Source organism: Gordonia lacunae, assembly GCF_002149015.1.
GTDB classification, from domain to species: domain Bacteria; phylum Actinomycetota; class Actinomycetes; order Mycobacteriales; family Mycobacteriaceae; genus Gordonia; species Gordonia lacunae.
The window spans coordinates 180,828-197,324 of sequence record NZ_NGFO01000005.1 but is presented as its reverse complement, the minus strand read 5'-3'; the positions used below and the strand labels follow the sequence as shown (position 1 = coordinate 197,324).

Below are 16,497 nucleotides of genomic sequence, written 5' to 3'. Positions count from 1 at the left end.
AATGTCGGTGAGCTCAACGAGGTCGGCTACGCGGGATGGTTCGGGCGACCTCTACAGCGCCACCCGAAAGGCATCCGATGCCTCGGCGTCGCCTTCGATGAAACCCGCGGCCTGTGCCCGTAGCACGGCAGCGATCTTTCGCATCTCGAGAGCACCGGTGGCCGTGTCCTTCTCGAACTTGTCGGCGACTGCGGTGAAACTCGCGGCCGCCGCGGTCGACACCTCGTCCCGGCCCTGAGCCGCGACCGGAAGCGCGCGGCCGGCGCCGGTGAGCGCCAGTTCGAGCCGATCGGCGATCCGATCGAGGTCGCTTGCCGCCGAGATCAGTTCCGCTGGTTCGACGCGGAGTCGGGAGTTGCTCATACTTCCTCGTTTCGTTTCGGACCGGGTACGCCCAGTCGGAGTTCGATGTCCGGGCTCGGATCGCGGTCGGCGGCTTCCTCGTAGCCGATGACAGCCGGTGCGACCTCCGGTGAGTCTCCGACCACGCGGCGGCCGTTGTCCTCGGTGACGAGATAGTCGGGAACGGCGTGCTGGTCGTCCGCCGCGCCCGCACCGCGGGCACCGGCCGCCCCCATCGGAGCGCCGCCCATCGGCATCGCGGCGGGCGTCGTCGTCATCGGCCTGGCACTCGAGGCACCGCCGAGCGCGGGTTCCGCGAGCGAGAAGTTCGTCGGAACGGTCGGACGAGAAGCACTGAGCGGCGTCATGATTCCCCCCACGCCGCCTTTGGTCTTCGGCGACAGCGCGGCCCGGACCACGGCCGGCGACTCGTGATCGACGTTCAGCATCTTGCTGATCGGTTGTATCAGGGAGGTCGGCAGTTCGGTGGCCGTGGACATGGCCGGCGACACGACGTCGAGAATCGAGCTGGCCAGCGTGAACGGCGATTGTCCGGCGCCGGCGGTGGGTGCCCCGGTGACCGCGACCGGCGCACCGTTCACCGCCATCGCGGTTGTCGGACCGAGCAACTCGGCCCGGGTGACGGCGACCGCGGCAGTGGCCTGGGAAAGCCCGATCGAGGCGAACCCGGCCGCGGCTGCGAAGCCCGCACCGACTGCCGGTGTCATCATCATCGGGACCGCCAGGCTGGTGATCTTCGCGATGGTGGCCGCGATGATCCCCTGCACGACCGCGAGCCCCTTGGCGACGATCGCGGCAGCGGTCTTGGTGTCCAGGGAGATCCCGGAGCCCTGCGTGGCAAGCGCCGAGCTGTTGGCGCCGGCCTCGGCGGTCTTGGCGCCGGCACTCACTGCGCCCTGGCCCGTCCACAGCTGGTCGGCGAGCTTGAGAGCACTCTGGCCCATGGTCATCGAGGTCTCGAGGACCTTGGTGAGGCTCTCGAAGATGATCGTCGGGTCGAAGCCACCGCCAGCGAGATCACCGCTGCCGAATCCCCCCAGGAGGTCGGTCATCGGCTTGATGAACATGTCGAGATTCGGCGGCTGCAACGGCGGCAGTCCCGGCATCGGCGGCAGCGGTGGCAGGACGGGCAGCGGCGGCAACCCCATCCCGCCGAGCACGTCGGCGACGGTTCGGTCCAGGATCGGCCCGAGCGGCGTCGCCTCGATCATCTGCTGCACCGTCATGTGATTCAGGGCCGGCACATCGGGGATGCCCGGTAGTGCCGGCGTCTGCGGTGGGACCGTCACAGCACCGAGCCGATGGCCGCGGCGCTCGAGGCGTCGGTGCCCTCGAATTCGGCGAGGCCCGCTGCGGTGGATGCGGCGGTGGCCGCGTGTACGGCCGCCAGCTGCCCCACCGACATGAGATGACTGGCCTGCGCCGCGATGAATGCGGCGAGGAACTCCTGGCCGATCAGCCCGAAGACGGGGACCATCGCTGCCGTGTTTGCCGCAGCGTCGATGGATCCCGCGGTGCCCACCGCGGTGGCCATCGCGGCATTCGTGGCGGCGAAGCCCTCGAGCACCTCCGGTGTCACCTTGACGTTCGTCATTCTCGAACCCCCTCGTGATTGTCAGTCTGATGGAAACGATGTCAATGTCGGCCGGTTCGTCATTCGGCCGGACGGGCAGCCAACATGTCGCCGAACGACTCGTTGAACTCCTCGGTCACCACGGCGATCCGGGCGTAGACCTTCTGGGCGGCCAACGCAGCGGTCGTCACGATCTGGTCGGCCAGCCGGCTCGCGCCGAGTTCGATGGCGCCGTAACCGAATTGCAGATCGACGAGCGCGCCCTTGCCGTCCACCTCGGCGGTGACCAGGCCGTCGGCCGACGTCTCGCGCACCGAGATCGCCCGCAACTTCTCCTGGAAGTCGTGCAAACCGTCCAGCTGGCGCTGCGCACGCGCCTCGAGTTCATCCATTCCCCAGGTCATCGCTGCAACCACGTCGCGGGGGCGTCGGCTTCCTCGTCGTCGCGCCACTCGGCCCGCGCCAGGTCGTCGGGCCGGGGCAACTGCATCTCCTGCACGAGGTCTCGATCGATGCCGGAGGCCAACAGGTTCTCGCGGAGTCGGATGCCGGCAGACATCGCCGCCTGCTGACAGAGCCGGAGGATGTCCGCGGCGAGGAGTGCTGGGTCTTTGGCGAGCTCAGACGACTCGATACGGACCGATACGGGCAGGCCCTGGGCCGTGGTTCGGACGCCGAGGCCGCCGGATCGGGATCGAGCGGTCGTGAACTCGTGCATCACCGCCCACGGGTCGCCGGCGTCACCGTCGACGGGATCCCGAGACTCGTCGGAGTAGGTCATGGAAAGCTGCACCCCCTTCACGCCGAATATGACGCAGCCGGGGTCCCTTTCGGTTCCATCGAATTCTCGTTCGACGGAACCAGACCTCCCACATGCGGATCCGTGAAGAGCCGCGCACCCCGCTGCGCACATGTGTGAGTGCCTGATACTGCCATACTCGCGTGAAGGCCACCACACCTGCGATACGCAATGCCAAACGTGTGCGGTCCGACGGTCTGTGGATCTCGTCCGGACCAGGCCGACGGCCTTGGGTACACTGCCGCAGGACGCAGCCGGGGTTGATCGACAACGGGGTGGATGTGCGTACGCCTCGCCGAACTCGCAGCCAGTCGCGATCGGCGCCCGGCCGCTTGACCAGAGGATTCCCCGATGACGTACGAGAACCCCACGAGGCCCGACGGACCTGGGGCAGACGGCCCGAAGGCCGATGCACCTGCGCCGCCGCCGTGGCTGCAGTTCGCACCGCCGCCCAGCGACCCCGGGCCGCCACCACCCCAACCGTCCGTTCGCCCGAATGACAGCGGAGCATCTGTCGGCGCGCCGACTCCTTCGGGACCCGAGGCCGACACCGACCCCGTCGCGCCGGTGTCCGATCAGCCGGACTTCCCGCAACCGCCTGTCGGCGGATTCGGCCCGTCGATGCACCCCGGAGCCGAGCCGGCCGATCCCCAAGCCAACGGGACCCCGCCGCCGCGATTCCGTCCCGAGGTTCCGCCACCCACGAATCCCACCGCGCCCCCGTGGCCGCCCGGCCCCAGATCGGATCATTTCGGTCCGGATCAGTTCGGTCCCGCCCAGTTCAACGTGCCGTCGCCGTCGCCCGGTATGCCACCGCAGCACGCCGACCCCCGTTTCGCGCCGCCCGGTTCACCTGTGCCCCCTCCCCCCGGTTCCCATCCTGCTGCCGATCCGGGACCGTCTCAGCAGTCGCTCCCGCCGACCCCGGTCGCCGGTCACCAACCTCCACCGCACGCGGGTCCCGCACCGGTGGGGTCCGGCCCCGCGCCGAACCACCCTGGGCCGAACCACCCTGGGCCGAACCACCCTGGGCCGAACCACCCTGGGCAGCCATTCCCCGGGCAGCCGATGCAGCACGGATACGGGCCGCCGCCGGGAGGCCCGTCGCTCGACGAGGTCGCGCTGATCCGCAAGGCCCGTCGTGCTCCGAGCCGCGGGTGGCGTCGGGCGGTGCACACGCTGTCGGCAGGTGCCATCAATCCCGGCGAGTCGCAGGGCGACATCGAGTATCAACAGTTGCTCGAACGCGTGAACCGGCCGGTCCGCGGGGACTATCGCATCGCCGTACTGTCGCTCAAAGGCGGCGTCGGCAAGACCACGACCACCGTCGGCCTCGGCTCCACGTTCGCCTCACTGCGTGGCGACCGCGTCATCGCCGTCGACGCCAATCCCGACCTCGGGACGCTCGCACAACGGATTCCGCAACAGACACGGTCGACGGTCCGTGACCTGCTCGCCGACGAGAACGTCTACCGCTACTCCGATGTCCGGGCGCACACCTCGCAGGCGCCGAGCCGACTCGAAGTCCTTGCCTCCGAACGAGATCCGGCGATGGCCGAGGCCTTCAACGAGGAGGAGTACCGCGGCGTCATCACCGTGCTCCAGCGGTTCTACAACATCATCATCACCGACTGTGGCACCGGCCTGAGCCACTCGGCGATGAACGGCGTCCTGGATCTCGCGAACATGATCATCCTCGTCAGCTCTCCTGCTCTGGATGGTGCTCGCAGCGCCGGGGCCACCCTCGACTGGCTGGAGGCGCATGGGTTCGGACATCTCGTCTCGCGGGCCGTCGTCGTCCTGAGCTCGTCGCGACCCGGTTCGTCGACCATCGACACCGACCAGCTGGGCCAGCACTTCCTCACGCGATGCCGCGCCGTCCACAAGATCCCGTTCGACGATCATCTCGCCGAAGGCGCGGATGTCGATCTGGAACTGATGTCGAAGCCGACGAAGCGTTCTTTCGTCGAGCTGGCGGCCACCATCGCCGACGATTTCTCCGGAGGTCCGGGACACCGGGAGGAGCCGTTCCTACGGTGACAATGTTCACGATGGCAAACGTTCTCATGTCGTTGCCGTTGGCATAGTTCACGAGATCATGCCCGGGACGGGGTAAGCATGACCGACTTTGCAGTCAGACCAGCGCCCGCACCACCGACCTACCCCGAGTGGATCGCACCCAAGGGCGTAGACGCCTAGGCGGCTTCCGAGCGGTCCGCTCGCCGGTCCCGCCGCGCCAGCCGCCACCGGCGTGCGAGGTGGATGAAGGTGGGCACGACGATCGTGAGCACCGAGGCGATGATGAAGATCTCGATGTTGTCGCGGATGACCGGGACGTTGCCGAGGAAGTAACCGAGCAAGATGATCCCGGCCGCCCAGACGAAGCTGCCCAGCACACTGAAGAAGGTGAACGTGCGGTGCGGCATGCCGCTGAACCCGGCGACCAGCGGGGTGAGAGTGCGGACGATGCCGATGAACCTGCCGAAGAACACGGTGAGCGGCCCGAAGCGGTCGAAGTAGTGGTTTGTCTTGGCGAGGTACTCGGGTCCGATGGTGCGCATCAGTTTGCCCTCGACCACACCGCGGCCCACGCGGCGGCCGATGAAGTAGCCGCACTGGTCGCCGATGATCGCTGCCAGCGGGACGGCGACGCACAGCAACCACAGTGGCGCGAAGGGGTCGGGCTGCGCGGCGAACACGCCTGCGGTGAAGAGTACGGAGTCACCGGGAAAGATGAACCCGACCAGGATGCCGGTCTCCACGAAGACCAGCACGCACAGACCGATGAGGCCACCGGTGGCCACAAAGGACTCGATGTCGAAGGGATTCATCACATCCCACAGTAGTGGCGCAGGAGGCCTGCCCGGGCCCTGGGAACGGTTCGACGTGCAAGGCGTCGGCAAGCATTCAGGTCCCGGTAACCCCCGGTCACGCCCGCCAGGTCCGGACCCGACGCGCACGACGACCGGGGATGCGGTTTACTCGACGTCAGAGGAGCACAACGACCGTTGTCATGTGCGGGGGCCCGTCGCCGACGACGCGACCTGATGTCTGCACGCGCGACACCGAGGGGAGACGCAGTGCCCACGATGCAGCGGGATTCGTCCCCGACCACGCCCGGTCCGACACTGCGCCCGGTGTCCGATACCGACGTCCGCGTCGAGTACCACACCATTCACGGCTACCGGCGCGCCTACCGGATCGCCGGCAGCGGTCCCGCGCTGCTGCTCATCCACGGCATCGGCGACAATTCGTCGACGTGGGACGAGGTCATCCCGATCCTGGCGCAGCACTACACCGTCATCGCTCCCGACCTTCTCGGGCACGGGAACTCCGACAAGCCCCGCGCCGACTACTCGGTGCCGGCCTTCGCCAACGGGATGCGCGACCTTCTCGTCGTCCTGGGGATCAGCAAGGTGACGGTGGTCGGCCACTCACTGGGCGGCGGCGTCGCGATGCAGTTCTGCTATCAGTTCCCGCGCTTCGTCGAGCGCCTGGTGCTGGTCGCCGCCGGCGGGGTCACCCGCGACGTCAATCCCGCCCTGCGGTTGTTCTCGCTGCCCGTCGTCCCGCAGGTGCTGTCGGTGCTCCGTGTCCCCGGCGTCGTCCCCGGTCTCACGACGCTCGCGAAAGCGATCGTCGCCGCCCCGGTCCCGCCCCTGTTCCCGTCCTCGGCAACGCCCGAACATCTGCTGGCCGACCACGAGGACCTCATGCGGGTACTCGGCGGGCTCGCCGACCCGACCGCGTCGGCGGCCTTCCTCCGCACGTTGCGCGCCGTCGTCGACTGGCGCGGGCAGTCCGTCACGATGCTCGACCGCTGCTACCTCACCGAGCGCCTGCCGGTCCTGCTCATATGGGGCGACCGGGACATCGTCATCCCCCATCACCACGGCGAGCTGGCGCATTCGGCGATCCCCCACTCCGAGTTCGAGACCTTCTCGGGGTCAGGGCATTTCCCGTTCCACGACGACCCGGAGCGCTTCTGCCGGATCGTCATCGACTTCATCTCGCGCCACGCGCCGGTCGAGTTCGACCCCCTCAACTGGCGGCACCTCATGTCCGAGGGCGCCCATCCGGAGCAGTTCGTCGGGGACGACGACACCGTCGACGAGGTACTCGAGGCCTTCGAAGACGAGCGCAACGCCACCTGACCCGAAACACACACGCGTATGCCACCATTGCTGGATGACCTACCCGGGTAGTGGCGATCACGGCACACGTCCGTTGCCCCATCAGCCGAACGCGTACGACTCCAGCCCCGGATTCGTGCCGGCCCCCGCCGACTACTCCGATCCGGCCCGATTCCCGAGCACCGGCCCGGCTCCCGTGTACGGCAACCCCTACGTCGACGCGGGTGCCGCAGCCCTGCCCGAACCGCCGCTCGTGGTCATCGGCGACATCACGTGCACGCAGCACTATGTGATCACGCCGTCGGGCACATTCCCGCTCGCGGGTTCGCAGTGGGAGGTCACCGACATGTCCGTGTCCTCCGAACAGATGTCGCAGACGGGCCTGGTGCTGGCGCTGGTCGGGTTCTTTCTGGTCTGCTTCCTGAGTCTGCTGTTCTTGCTGATGAAAGAACGGCGCACGACGGGCTACATCCAGGTACGCGTCCGGGGCGCGGGCGGCGTCATGCACGTCACCAACATCCCGGCCACGTCACCCTGGGCGATGAGCGACGTCTCCGGTCGCGTGTACTACGCACGCCAACTGGCCGCCGCCGTCTGAGTCGAGTCGTCCGACGTCACTCCCACTGTCGACCCGAACACACCGTTTCCACCCAAGCCACGAGGAGGATCCACCCGATGACCACACCAGAGAATTCCGGCGACAAGCCCGACGACCCGTTCGTGAAGCAGCCACCGTCTGCCGACCCGGCGCCGTCCTACGGCACCGACTCCACCCAACAGCCGACGGGTCCGGACCACGGCGCGGCGGGCACGTCCCAACCCGGCTTCGACACTCCCCAGTACGGCGGACAACAGTACGGGGGCCAGCAGTACGGGAACCAGCAGTACGGCGCACCGCAGCAGTACGGGGCGCCGCAGCAGTACGGCACACCCCAGCAGTACGGGGCACCGCAAGGCGGATATCCCGCGGCACCGGGGTACGGCTATGGTGGCGCGCCCGACCCCACCGCGCCGTACGGACGGGACCCGGCCACCGGTGAACCGCTCTCCGACAAGTCCAAGCTCGTCGCCGGCCTGCTGCAGATCTTCCTCGGCAGCCTGGGCGTCGGCCGCTTCTACATCGGCGACAACACCACGGGCGCCATCCAGCTCGGTCTGACCGTCCTCGGGTACATCACCGCGATTTTCATCGTCGGGATCTTCATCGTCTTCGGTGTGGCCGTGTGGGCTCTGATCGACGGCATCATGATGCTGACCGGCAACGTGCGCGACAAGAACGGTCTCAAGCTCGGCAACTAACCGCCACAGTCGCCACAACGCCCCTGAGAGCCGCCCACCAGAGAGCCACCGCCGACGTATCGTCGCCGGCCGGCTCCTGGAGGGCCGATGTCAGGGGCGTCGTCGCGTCAGCCTCCGCAGCAGCCGATCGACCCACGCACGTCGCGGGTCACGGTGTTACGGGCGGCGAGTTCGTCGTCGGCGGGATAGTCGACGCCGACCAGGCACAGCCCGCGGGCTTCGGCGACGGGTACCTGACTGCTGCGTTCCCGCTCGTCGAGAAGCCCACGGCACCAATCGATATCGCGTCTGCCGTCACCGACACTCGCCACCGCGCCGACCAGCGAACGCACCATCGACCAGCAGAACGCGTCTGCGCTCACCTCGCCGAGCAGGACACCGTCGGCATCCCGAGTCCAGGTGAATCGCTGAAGGTCCCGGATGGTCGTCGCGCCTTCGCGCCGACGACAGAACGCCGCGAAATCGTTGAGTCCCAGCAACTCCGACGAGGCAGCATTCAACACGTCGACGTCGAGCGGTCGGCGCCACGTGGCGGTTGTCCGCGCGACCACCGGCTCGGCACCCCAGCGCGCGTCGGTCAACCGGTACCGGTAATGCCGGCGCAGCGCCGAGAACCGGGCATCGAAATCCGCCGGGACGACACGCACCGCCGTCACCCGGACATCGTCGGGACACATCTTCGCCAGTCGTCCGACGAGCGTTGCCGGATCGCCGCCGATCGATCTGGTCTCCAGCGCGGTCCGCGGGACGTCGGCATGTGCGACCTGCCCCGTCGCATGAACACCGGCGTCGGTCCGACCAGCCACGGTCAGTCGCACCGGAACCCGCAGCACCGTCGACAACCGGCTCTCCAACTCCTCGCAGACGCTGCGTTGACCGATCTGCCGTGCCCACCCGGCGAAGTCGGTTCCGTCGTAGGAGATGTCGAAGCGCAGACGACAGAACCCGCCGGCACCGGGATCCGGGCCGACGGGTTCGGTCTGCGATTCTCGACTCAGTCGACTACTTCTTGTCGCCGTCGACGTCTGCTCCGGCTGCCTCGGCATCGGGAGCGGTCGCCGCGCTGGACTCGTCGTCGACGGCCTCGGCCACGGCCTCGGCGTTGGCGACCTCGGCATCGGTGGCGTCGGCCTCGACGGCCTCCACCACGTTGTCCGCGCCATCAGCCGGATCGGTGTCGGCGACAACCTCTTCGGTGGCGTCGAGCTTGTCCTCGGCGGCCTTCTTGGAGGCGGCGACGCGGGTCGCGCGGCTGGCCTCGCTCGACGCGGTGGACTCGCGCACCAACTCGATCACGGCCATGGGGGCGTTGTCGCCCTTGCGCGGCAGCGTCTTGATGATGCGGGTGTAGCCACCCGGACGATCGGCGAAGAACGGGCCGATCTCGTCGAACAGCGTGTGCACGACGTCCTTGTCGCGGATGTCCTTCAGCACCTCACGGCGGTTGGCCAGCTTGCCGGCCTTGGCGTGGGTGATGATCTTCTCCGCGTACGGACGCAGGCGCTTGGCCTTGGCTTCCGTGGTGGTGATGCGGCCGTGCTCGAAGAGCGAGGTGGCGAGATTCGCCAGCATCGCCTTCTGGTGGCTGGCCGACCCGCCGAGGCGGCGTCCCTTGGTGGGCTTGGGCATTGTCTTCTCCTAGGAGGACCCCGCATCACTCGATGCGGAAGTCAGGGGTGTGTGCGAACGACAGCTACCGCCGCTGTAGAGCGACTACAGCTGCTCGGTCTCCGCGAAATCCTCACCGGAATCGGCGTCGAAGGACGCGTCTTCCGACCACGTGCCGGTGGCCGGGTCGTAACCCGCGACCTGCGACGGATCGAAGCTGGCCGGGCTGTCCTTGAGGGACAGACCGAGCGCGTGCAGCTTGACCTTGACCTCGTCGATCGACTTCTGGCCGAAGTTGCGGATGTCGAGCAGATCCGACTCGGTCCGGGCAACCAGCTCGCCGACGGTGTGCACACCCTCGCGCTTGAGGCAGTTGTAGGACCGGACGGTCAGCTCGAGATCCTCGATCGGCAGGCTGAACGACGCGATGTGGTCGGCCTCGGCCGGCGACGGCCCGATCTCGATGCCCTCGGCCTCGACGTTGAGCTCCCGGGCGAGCCCGAACAACTCCACCAGGGTCTTGCCCGCCGACGCCAGCGCGTCACGCGCACTGATCGAGTTCTTGGTCTCCACATCGAGCACCAGACGATCGAAGTCGGTGCGCTGCTCGACACGGGTGGCCTCGACCTTGTAGGTCACCTTGAGCACCGGCGAGTAGATCGAGTCGACCGGGATGCGGCCGATCTCGGCACCCGACGCCTTGTTCTGCACGGCCGGGACGTAGCCGCGGCCCCGCTCGACGACCAGCTCGATCTCGAGCTTGCCCTTGTCGTTCAGGGTGGCGATGTGCAGATCGGGGTTGTGCACGGTGACACCGGCCGGGGGCACGATGTCGGCACCGGTGACGGTGCCCGGACCCTGCTTGCGCACGTACATGGTGACCGGCTCGTCCTCGTCCGAGCTGACCACGAGGCCCTTGAGGTTCAGGATGATGTCGGTGACGTCTTCCTTGACCCCGGCCACGGTGGTGAACTCGTGGAGAACACCGTCGATGCGGATGCTGGTGATGGCAGCACCCGGGATCGAGCTGAGCAGGGTACGGCGCAGCGAGTTGCCGAGGGTGTAACCGAAGCCCGGCTCGAGGGGCTCGATGACGAACTTCGAACGATCCTCGGCGATGACTTCCTCGGTGAGGGTGGGTCGCTGTGAGATGAGCATTTCTTGGATATCTCCTTTGGCCGACCGCTATATGACGGCCTCGAGGGTGAACCGAACAGCTGTTGCTGTCGGGCGGTGTGTCTTACTTCGAGTAGAACTCGACGATGAGCTGCTCGGTCAGCGGGACATCGATCTGGGCACGCTCGGGCACGCTGTGCACGAGGATGCGCAGGGTCGAGGGCACGACCTGGAGCCAACCCGGGACCGGACGATCGCCGACGAGCTCCTTGGCGATCTGGAACGGGACGGTCTGCAGCGACTTCGGACGGACGTCGATGATGTCGTACTGGCTGACGCGGTAGCTGGGCACGTCGACCTTCACACCGTTGACGGTGAAGTGGCCGTGGCTGACCAGCTGGCGGGCCTGGCGACGGGTCCGGGCGATGCCCGAGCGGTACACGACGTTGTCGAGACGGGTCTCGAGCAGCTTCAGCAGTTCGTCACCGGTCTTGCCGTTGCGACGATTCGCCTCTTCGAAGTAGCGACGGAACTGCTTCTCCATCACTCCGTAGGTGAAGCGCGCCTTCTGCTTCTCCTGCAGCTGGAGCAGGTATTCGCTCTCCTTGATCCGCGAGCGGCCGTGCTGGCCGGGCGGGTAGGGGCGACGCTCGAATGCAGCGTCTCCACCGATCAGGTCGACGCGAAGGCGACGAGACTTCTTGGTTGCGGGGCCGGTATAACGAGCCATGTTTCTCTGTTCCTCCCTTTCCCGCTAGACCCGACGCCGCTTGGGCGGACGGCAACCGTTGTGCGGCTGCGGGGTGACATCGGAAATGGTGCCGACCTCGAGGCCGGCTGCCTGCAGGGAGCGGATGGCGGTCTCACGACCCGAACCCGGTCCCTTGACGAACACGTCGACCTTCTTGACGCCGTGTTCCTGGGCCTTGCGCGCAGCGTTCTCGGCCGCGAGCTGAGCCGCGAACGGGGTGCTCTTGCGCGAGCCCTTGAAACCGACGTGGCCCGACGATGCCCAGCTGATGATGTTGCCGCTGGGGTCGCTGATCGACACGATGGTGTTGTTGAACGTCGACTTGATGTGCGCGTGGCCGTGCGGGACGTTCTTCTTATCGCGACGGCGGGTGCCCTTCTTGGGGCCTGCGCTACGTGACTTCGGAGGCATTACTTCTTCTTCCCGGCGATGGTCTTCTTCGGGCCCTTGCGAGTGCGGGCATTGGTCTTGGTGCGCTGTCCGCGCACAGGCAGGCCACGACGGTGGCGCAGACCCTGGTAGCAGCCGATCTCGATCTTGCGACGGATGTCGGCCTGCACCTCGCGACGCAGGTCACCCTCGACCTTCACCGAGGCTTCGATGTACTCACGCAGCTTCGAGACGTCTGCGTCGGTGAGATCCTTGGCTCGGAGGTCCGGGCTCAGGCCCGTTCCCTCGAGGATCTCCTTGGAGGTGGTGCGCCCAACTCCATAGATGTAGGTCAGTGCGATCTCCAGCCGCTTTTCGCGGGGGAGATCCACACCAGCAACACGTGCCATGTGGCGGATTTCCTTTTCGATTCTCAGAGGTCTGCTCCCAGTCCGTCCCGCGAGCTGGTGCCGAACCGTGTGTCCGGCCTCGTGGGCTCCGGCCTCTGATCCGGAGGTAGGCGGTGACGCGTCTGTCGCCGCTGGTGTTGGGAGGTCCTTGGATATTCAGTTGTCGGTCTTCAGTTGTTCTGACTCAAGCGACCCGGAGGGTGCGCGTGATCAGCCCTGACGCTGCTTGTGACGCAGGTTCTCGCAGATCACCATGACCCGACCGTTACGACGGATCACCTTGCACTTCTCGCAGATCGGCTTGACGCTCGGCTGAACCTTCACGTCAATCTCTCCTGCTCGGCTCGCCCGCGCGCACGCCGAAACGGCCGTACACGTGGGTGTCGGTCTCCTCCCGGACGGATGTCCGAGAAGCCTGTCCCCGGCGGATGTCCGGGAAGTCTCTCCCCGGCGACGCCGGGAAAGTCCTACTTGTAGCGGTACACGATTCGCCCACGAGCCAGGTCGTAGGGCGAGAGTTCCACGACGACCCGGTCCTCGGGCAGGATGCGGATGTAGTGCTGCCGCATCTTGCCGCTGATGTGGGCGAGAACCTTGTGTCCGTTCTCCAGCTCAATACGAAACATCGCATTGGGCAGGGGTTCGATCACTCGACCCTCGACCTCGATGGCCCCGTCTTTCTTCGCCATGTCCTCCGCGATCCTGGCCGCGACCACGACATCTCGGCGATGTCGCGGCGCAATGGCCGGGTTGAATCAGTGTTTGTCCGTTAGGGTGTGGGCACCGGTCCGCGAGGACCTGCACCCGGTGTACGCCGACCGGACCCACGTGCTGACACGCTGATGCCCGGCACGCGATGCGCACCGACGATCCATGTTACGCGAACGAGCAGGCCAGGCCAAATGCGTGCTCGGCGCCACGGCGAGAGGCCACCCCGGATGGGCACTGTCGACGACTATCTCGACGGTCTCGACCCGGCCGATCGCGAGGCGATCGGCCGGATCTACGCCGTGGCTCGCGACGCGGTCCCCGACACCGCTCAGGGCAAGGGCTACGGGATGCCGGCCCTGACATATCGCGGGAGCCCGCTCCTCTCGGTGATGCGTACCAAGAAGCACATCGGTCTCTACCCGTTCAGCCCGGAGGCGGTCGACGCCGCGCGGCCGTTCCTCGACGGTGTCGACGTGGACAAGGGCACCGTACGATTTCAACCCGCCACCCCACCATCCGACGCCGCGATCCGCGCGATGATGTCGTTTCGGCGCGATCAGATCGACGGCTGACCTCCGGCTCGTCGAAACACCGGTGCGCTTCGTCCCGCCGGTTCTGGGCTAGGGTCGACGTCGCATGTGGTTCGTCGCGGCGAAGGTCGTTCTTCTTCGACGCGGCGTCGAGTCGCCGGCGGTGCGCCGGCCGACAAGAGGGAATCCGGTTCGAATCCGGAGCTGTCCCCGCAGCGGTATGCCGTAACGACCACCGTCAACAGCACTGAGCTCCGGCTTGGGAAGCGACGGTCAGTAGGAATCTCGATCGAGAGCGACGGCGAGCCCGAAGACCTGCCAGGTGTACCGGACGCGCCGCGTCCGGTGGCTCGCCGCCTCGAGGATTGGGCGCAGGTCGTACCGGCGAACTCCGCGCGTTGTGTGCTGCCGCGGCGTGGCTCGGTCGATCTCCCCTGCTGGGCGGTGAACCATCCGCCGTCAGTAGGAGAAGTCGACTTCCATGTCCGACACCGTCCGCCGCGACTCCGCGGCACCGTTCACGACCACTGTCCTCGGCACCGCGCGCATCGGTCCGCGACGCGAACTGAAGAGGGCCGTCGAAAGCCATTGGGCCGGTCGTCTCGACCGCGCCGAGCTCGAGACGATCGCGCGGCGCCTGCGTCGCGAGCAGTGGGCCCAGCTGGCCGAGGCCGGCCACGACTCCGTCCCGGTCAACACGTTCTCGTACTACGACCAGGTACTCGACACCTCGGTCCTCCTCGACGCCCTACCGCCGAGGTTCGCCGAGATCGACGATCCGCTCGACCGCTACTTCGCTGCGGCGCGTGGGACCGCCGAGGTCACTCCGCTCGAGATGACCAAGTGGTTCGACACCAACTACCACTACCTGGTCCCCGAGATCGGCCCGTCGACGACCTTCCGGCTGAATCCGGAGAAGGTGCTGGCGGAGGTCGCCGAGGCCAGCGAGCTGGGTCTTCCGGCCCGCCCCGTCGTCGTCGGCCCGGTGACCTTCCTGGCGCTGTCGAAGGCAGTCGACGGTGCGGGTGCGCCGCTGGAGCGCCTCGACGAGCTGGTGCCGCTGTACCGAGATCTCCTGACGCGATTGGCCGACGCCGGCGTCGCGTGGGTCCAGTTGGACGAACCCGTCCTGGTCACCGACGCCGCTGCCGACCTGGGTCTGCGGGCTGAATCGGTGTACAACGCCCTGGGCTCCGAGGAGCGGCGTCCGGCCATCGTGGTGGCGACCTACTTCGGAGATCCTGGTGATCGGTTGACGCATCTCGCGCGAACCCCGATCGAGGGCGTCGCGGTGGATCTCGTCGAGGGCTCGGTCGAGACCGTGGCCGGCACCCCGGGTCTGGCGGACAAGCTGCTGATCGCCGGCGTCGTGGACGGCAGGAACGTGTGGCGAACCGACCTGGACCGGGCCGCCGCGACACTGGCCACCGTCCTCGGTTCAGCTCGTGTCGTCGCCGTGTCGACGTCGTGCTCGACCCTGCACGTGCCCTACTCCCTGGACGCCGAAGACGACCTCGACCCCAACCTTCGCGGCTGGCTCGCCTTCGCCGCCGAGAAGTTCCGCGAGGTCGCGGTGTTGTCGTCGGCATTGCGCGAGGGTCGCGCAGCGCAGGCTGCCGCGTTCGCCGAGAGTTCGTCGGCGTTGGCCAGCCGTGCCACGGATCCTCGCCTGCACAACGACGACGTCCGCGCGCGGCTGGACGCCGTCACCGATGCCGACGTGACGCGCGGGCCGGCCGAGCAACGCCTCGTCAAGCAGCAGGAACGCCTGGGACTGCCCCCGCTGCCGACCACCACGGTCGGTTCCTACCCACAGACCTCGGCCATCCGGCTGGCGCGGGCCGCGCTCCGCTCGGGCGAGATCGATCGCGCCGAGTACGAGAACCGGATGAAGAACGAGATCGCGGATGTCGTGGCCCTGCAGGAGTCGATCGGCCTCGACGTCCTCGTACACGGGGAACCCGAGCGCAACGACATGGTGCAGTACTTCGCCGAGCAGTTCGAGGGCTACTTCGCGACGGCGAACGGTTGGGTCCAGTCCTACGGCTCGCGGTGTGTGCGGCCGCCGATCCTGTTCGGCGATGTGAGTCGGCCGAAGCCGATGACCGTCGACTGGATCACCTACGCCCAGACGCTGACCAGCAAGCCGGTCAAGGGGATGCTGACCGGCCCGGTGACCATTCTGGCGTGGTCGTTCGTGCGGAACGACCAGCCTCTGTCGATGTCTGCCGACCAGATCGCACTCGCCATCCGCGACGAGACGGTCGACCTCGAGAAGGCCGGCGTCGGGATCATCCAGGTCGACGAACCGGCCTTGCGCGAGTTGCTGCCGGCGCGCGACGCGGACAAACCCGCCTACCTGGCGTGGGCCGTGCGGGCCTTCCGCATCGCGACGTCCGGAGTCCGCGACGACACGCAGATCCACACGCACCTCTGCTACTCGGAATTCGGCGAGGTCATCGGAGCGATCGCCGACCTCGACGCCGACGTCACGTCCATCGAGGCGGCGCGGTCGCACATGGAGGTGCTCGGCGATCTCGACGAAGCAGGTTTCCGCAACGCGGTCGGCCCGGGCGTCTACGACATCCACTCACCGCGCGTGCCCGGCCAGGACGAGATCTTCACAGCCCTGTCGGCGGCGTTGTCGAGCGTCGGCGCGGCACGTCTGTGGGTGAATCCGGACTGCGGGCTGAAGACCCGCGGCACACCGGAGGTGGTCGACTCGCTCACCAACATGGTGGCCGCGGCGGCGCGCCTGCGCGAGTCGATCCCGCTGACCGGATAGGCGGTCGACCGGCTGCACAGATGACCCCCCGGCCGCCGACTCCCACGCGA

20 protein-coding genes and 1 riboswitch are annotated in these 16,497 nt (G+C 67.4%); of the genes, 6 read left to right on the top strand and 14 right to left on the bottom strand.

Going from position 1 to position 16,497, the window contains the following annotated elements; all coding sequences use genetic code 11:
• Window positions 1-51: 51 nt before the first annotated feature.
• Genes CA982_RS06205 through CA982_RS06185 form a run of 5 tightly spaced genes read right to left on the bottom strand, consistent with a single transcriptional unit; the run spans window position 52 to window position 2,717 of the window.
• Complete coding sequence (locus CA982_RS06205; RefSeq protein ID WP_086534457.1) at window positions 52-363, bottom strand: PE family protein; 312 nt, start codon at window positions 361-363, stop codon at window positions 52-54.
• On the bottom strand, window positions 360-1,589 hold the full coding sequence (locus CA982_RS06200) for a hypothetical protein (RefSeq protein WP_425269040.1): 1,230 nt from the start codon (window positions 1,587-1,589) through the stop codon (window positions 360-362). The genes CA982_RS06205 and CA982_RS06200 overlap by 4 nt, the downstream gene beginning before the upstream one ends.
• A gap of 59 nt (window positions 1,590-1,648) precedes the next feature.
• Window positions 1,649-1,957 (bottom strand): type VII secretion target, encoded by a 309-nt coding sequence (locus CA982_RS06195; protein ID WP_086534455.1) that lies wholly within the window; start codon window positions 1,955-1,957, stop codon window positions 1,649-1,651.
• 59 nt (window positions 1,958-2,016) lie between these two features.
• On the bottom strand, window positions 2,017-2,328 hold the full coding sequence (locus CA982_RS06190) for a YbaB/EbfC family nucleoid-associated protein (protein ID WP_086534454.1): 312 nt from the start codon (window positions 2,326-2,328) through the stop codon (window positions 2,017-2,019).
• An 8-nt stretch (window positions 2,329-2,336) separates the two neighbouring features.
• The gene (locus CA982_RS06185) at window positions 2,337-2,717 is read right to left on the bottom strand and encodes a hypothetical protein (RefSeq protein WP_086534511.1); all 381 of its coding nucleotides are present in this window, start codon (window positions 2,715-2,717) and stop codon (window positions 2,337-2,339) included.
• 639 nt (window positions 2,718-3,356) lie between these two features.
• Between CA982_RS06185 and CA982_RS06180 the strand changes: the two genes are divergently transcribed.
• Window positions 3,357-4,775, top strand: a complete 1,419-nt coding sequence (locus CA982_RS06180; protein WP_425269039.1) for a MinD/ParA family ATP-binding protein — start codon at window positions 3,357-3,359, stop codon at window positions 4,773-4,775.
• 155 nt (window positions 4,776-4,930) lie between these two features.
• On the opposite strand, the gene CA982_RS06175 is transcribed toward CA982_RS06180, so the two are convergent.
• Complete coding sequence (locus tag CA982_RS06175; RefSeq protein WP_086534452.1) at window positions 4,931-5,566, bottom strand: DedA family protein; 636 nt, start codon at window positions 5,564-5,566, stop codon at window positions 4,931-4,933.
• Window positions 5,567-5,824: 258 nt separating this feature from the next.
• On the opposite strand from CA982_RS06175, the gene CA982_RS06170 reads away from it, so the two are divergent.
• The 3 genes from CA982_RS06170 (at window position 5,825) to CA982_RS06160 (ending at window position 8,167) form a co-directional block, all read left to right on the top strand.
• Entirely contained in the window at window positions 5,825-6,889 is a 1,065-nt protein-coding gene (locus CA982_RS06170) for an alpha/beta fold hydrolase (RefSeq protein ID WP_086534451.1), read from the top strand.
• Window positions 6,890-6,923: 34 nt separating this feature from the next.
• Window positions 6,924-7,466: a hypothetical protein gene (locus CA982_RS06165; protein WP_086534450.1), complete on the top strand. Its 543-nt coding sequence runs from the start codon at window positions 6,924-6,926 to the stop codon at window positions 7,464-7,466.
• Between the two features lie 77 nt (window positions 7,467-7,543).
• Window positions 7,544-8,167: a TM2 domain-containing protein gene (locus CA982_RS06160; protein ID WP_086534449.1), complete on the top strand. Its 624-nt coding sequence runs from the start codon at window positions 7,544-7,546 to the stop codon at window positions 8,165-8,167.
• A 107-nt stretch (window positions 8,168-8,274) separates the two neighbouring features.
• On the opposite strand, the gene truA is transcribed toward CA982_RS06160, so the two are convergent.
• The 8 genes from truA to infA form a co-directional block, all read right to left on the bottom strand.
• On the bottom strand, window positions 8,275-9,213 hold the full coding sequence (gene truA / locus CA982_RS06155; protein WP_086534448.1) for a tRNA pseudouridine(38-40) synthase TruA: 939 nt from the start codon (window positions 9,211-9,213) through the stop codon (window positions 8,275-8,277).
• A complete protein-coding gene (gene rplQ / locus CA982_RS06150) occupies window positions 9,170-9,796 on the bottom strand; it encodes a 50S ribosomal protein L17 (protein ID WP_086534447.1) in 627 nt (208 codons plus the stop codon). Before rplQ ends, truA begins: the two co-directional genes overlap by 44 nt.
• Before the next feature lie 84 nt (window positions 9,797-9,880).
• Window positions 9,881-10,933 (bottom strand): DNA-directed RNA polymerase subunit alpha, encoded by a 1,053-nt coding sequence (locus CA982_RS06145; RefSeq protein ID WP_086534446.1) that lies wholly within the window; start codon window positions 10,931-10,933, stop codon window positions 9,881-9,883.
• Between the two features lie 82 nt (window positions 10,934-11,015).
• Complete coding sequence (gene rpsD / locus CA982_RS06140) at window positions 11,016-11,621, bottom strand: 30S ribosomal protein S4 (protein ID WP_086534445.1); 606 nt, start codon at window positions 11,619-11,621, stop codon at window positions 11,016-11,018.
• 24 nt (window positions 11,622-11,645) lie between these two features.
• Complete coding sequence (gene rpsK / locus CA982_RS06135; RefSeq protein ID WP_004023536.1) at window positions 11,646-12,053, bottom strand: 30S ribosomal protein S11; 408 nt, start codon at window positions 12,051-12,053, stop codon at window positions 11,646-11,648.
• Window positions 12,053-12,421: a 30S ribosomal protein S13 gene (gene rpsM / locus CA982_RS06130; RefSeq protein ID WP_004023537.1), complete on the bottom strand. Its 369-nt coding sequence runs from the start codon at window positions 12,419-12,421 to the stop codon at window positions 12,053-12,055. The genes rpsK and rpsM overlap by 1 nt, the downstream gene beginning before the upstream one ends.
• 210 nt (window positions 12,422-12,631) lie before the next feature.
• Complete coding sequence (gene rpmJ / locus CA982_RS06125) at window positions 12,632-12,745, bottom strand: 50S ribosomal protein L36 (RefSeq protein WP_005207978.1); 114 nt, start codon at window positions 12,743-12,745, stop codon at window positions 12,632-12,634.
• Between the two features lie 143 nt (window positions 12,746-12,888).
• On the bottom strand, window positions 12,889-13,110 hold the full coding sequence (gene infA, locus CA982_RS06120; protein WP_004023539.1) for a translation initiation factor IF-1: 222 nt from the start codon (window positions 13,108-13,110) through the stop codon (window positions 12,889-12,891).
• Between the two features lie 249 nt (window positions 13,111-13,359).
• Here infA and CA982_RS06115 point away from each other — a divergent pair, with 249 nt between their 5' ends.
• Together CA982_RS06115 and metE are read left to right on the top strand one after the other, a co-directional pair.
• The gene (locus CA982_RS06115) at window positions 13,360-13,704 is read left to right on the top strand and encodes an iron chaperone (RefSeq protein ID WP_086534444.1); all 345 of its coding nucleotides are present in this window, start codon (window positions 13,360-13,362) and stop codon (window positions 13,702-13,704) included.
• Between the two features lie 92 nt (window positions 13,705-13,796).
• Window positions 13,797-13,999: riboswitch (cobalamin riboswitch) on the top strand.
• A 144-nt stretch (window positions 14,000-14,143) separates the two neighbouring features.
• Complete coding sequence (gene metE, locus CA982_RS06110) at window positions 14,144-16,447, top strand: 5-methyltetrahydropteroyltriglutamate--homocysteine S-methyltransferase (protein ID WP_086534443.1); 2,304 nt, start codon at window positions 14,144-14,146, stop codon at window positions 16,445-16,447.
• Window positions 16,448-16,497 lie beyond the last annotated feature (50 nt).